We start from the raw sequence: 2,148 nt of genomic DNA, 5'->3' as shown, positions 1-2,148 counted from the left end.
GGCCGCCCTTCTCCACCGGCTCGGGCGGGCTGACCCGCAGGGTCGGCGGTGTCGCGTCCACCCGGAAGGCGATCTCGACGGGGTCGGTGCCGAAGAGCGCGGCGTCGGACGGGGGCGTGACCCGCAGCGTGTGCCTGCCTTCGCCGAGCCGCTCCGGGTCCGGCCGGAGCGCGTCGCCGCCGGTGCGGGTCCGCATCGGCTTCCCGTCGAGGGTCACGGCGAGCCCGTCGAGGCCGTGCCGTGAAGTGATCCGCGCCGCCCGGAGCGTCTCGGGCGAGACGGTGTCCCCCGCGGTGATCCCCTCCACCACCGCGTCCGGGCGGTCGGACACCACCGAGGGGACGACCACCGCGGCCGCGATCGCGGTCCCCGCGGCGATCAGCAGAACGGTCCATCGTGGACGTAACCGGAAACGGGCCATCGGTTCCTCCGGGACGCGGACGGTCGGATGCTCGGCCGGTTACCCGGCACTGTCGACACCGGACACTGAGTGACGGTGATTGTGCCCGGTCGGGTGAGTGGGCTCGGTACCCGGGGCGGGTCTGGCCTACGGTGCCGGGCATGTCTCTGCGAGGAATGGTCACCGCCACGGCCGCGGTGTCGGCGGTCGTGGTCGTGGCCGGGTGCAGCACCCCGGACGCACCGTCGGCGGACACCCGGCCCAGCCACCGGTCCGCCCCGGCCACCGCGGACACGGCACCCGCGACCGGATCGTCCGAACCCACCGCGGACCCCGAGGAGGTGGGAGCCAACGAACTCGGACTCGTCCCGGTGCTGATGTACCACCGCCTCGTCGACGAGCCCGACTCGGTCTACGACCGCACCCCGGAGGCGTTCCGGGCGGAGCTGCGGCGGCTGGCCGAGGAGGGCTACGTGCCGGTGACCACCGCCGAATTCGCCTCGGGTGAGCTGGACCTGCCCGCGGGGGCGCACCCGGTGGTCCTGACCTTCGACGACGGCGACCCCAGCACCGTGCGGGTCACCCCGGACGGCGAGCCCGTGGAGGGCACGGCCGTGCGGATCCTCACCGAGGTCGCCGAGGAGTACCCGGACTTCCGCGCCACCGCGAGCGTGTACGTCAACGCCGACCCGTTCGGCGGCGGCGCGGCGGGCGAGCGGGCGCTGCGGTGGCTGCACGAGAACGGGTTCGAGGTCGGCAATCACACCCATGCCCACACCAACCTCTCCACCGTGGGTCGCGAATCCGCCGAGGATGCCATCGCCGAGGGGCACGAGTCCATCCGTGCGGCCCTGCCCGACCACGAGCCGACCACGCTCGCCCTGCCGTTCGGGGCGCGGCCGGACCCGGCGGAGCTGGCGTTGCGCGGCGACGGGTACGACTACGACGCCGTGCTGCTGGTCGGGGCCAATCCGGCGCCGTCGCCGTTCGCGGAGAACTTCGACCCCGCGGGGGTGCCGCGGATCCGGTCGCAGGGCTCCGACGGCTCCGGCGCCGAGTTCGGGTCCACCGCCTGGCTCGACAAACTCGCCGACAACCCGGACCTGCGCTACACCTCCGACGGCGATCCCTCCCGGATCTCCTACCCGGCGGGCACGGACACCCCGGCCGCCGAGTTCGCCGAGGCCGCGCAGCCGTACTGACCCCCGGCTGCCACGTCCGCTGCCGCCACCGGTCCCGGTGCGGCGGCACCGGTTCGCCCGGACGGGTGGTCACGCTTTGCGTCGCCGCGTGTGCGGGTAGCTACCGGTGGAGGCCGACGTGGAGGAGACGATGAGCGGAACAACCGGGAGACCGGCCACGACCACGGTGGCGGTGGTGGGGGTCCTGCTGTCGACGGGCGCGCTCGCCCTCGCCTACGCGCTCACGGGCGCGGGGGTCGGCGTGTTCGGCCTGCTGGGTCTGTTCGGGCTGGTGGGCTGCGTGCGCAACCCGCGCCGCCGGGTCGTCGCGGACCCGCTCGCGCGGTATCCGGTGATGGAGGGGGCCGGACCGGCACGGCACCGGCGTGGACACCGGACCACCTCCGGGATCCACTTCTCCGGGCAGGCGCCCGGGAAGGACGCGTTCACCGGCGCCGCGTACGCGAACCTGCTGTCGCACGCCCCGCAGGCGGGGATCCCGCACCCGAGAGCGTCCGAGCCGGACGGTCACGCCGCCGGGGGAGCCGCTCCGGGCGCGCCGGGCCG

The 2,148-nt window shown here is 74.8% G+C and carries 2 protein-coding genes and 1 pseudogene; 2 read left to right on the top strand and 1 reads right to left on the bottom strand.

Annotated elements, in window-relative coordinates; translation table 11 throughout:
* A pseudogene (locus tag ACTIR_RS26475) lies at nucleotides 1–421 on the bottom strand (putative glycoside hydrolase); the annotation flags it as partial.
* Nucleotides 422–561: 140 nt separating this feature from the next.
* On the opposite strand from ACTIR_RS26475, the gene ACTIR_RS0109250 reads away from it, so the two are divergent.
* Together ACTIR_RS0109250 and ACTIR_RS26470 are read left to right on the top strand one after the other, a co-directional pair.
* Nucleotides 562–1,602, top strand: coding sequence for a polysaccharide deacetylase family protein (locus ACTIR_RS0109250; protein ID WP_026454050.1), 1,041 nt, complete (start codon nucleotides 562–564; stop codon nucleotides 1,600–1,602).
* Nucleotides 1,603–1,732: 130 nt separating this feature from the next.
* Nucleotides 1,733–2,148, top strand: a 416-nt coding sequence (locus tag ACTIR_RS26470; protein WP_161629628.1) for a hypothetical protein, incomplete at its 3' end; no start/stop codon positions are given.

This window comes from Saccharomonospora iraqiensis subsp. iraqiensis (genome assembly GCF_000430445.1).
Classification (GTDB): domain Bacteria; phylum Actinomycetota; class Actinomycetes; order Mycobacteriales; family Pseudonocardiaceae; genus Saccharomonospora; species Saccharomonospora iraqiensis.
Note: the sequence above shows the minus strand (reverse complement) of the source record. Positions and strands in the feature narration are given on the sequence as shown.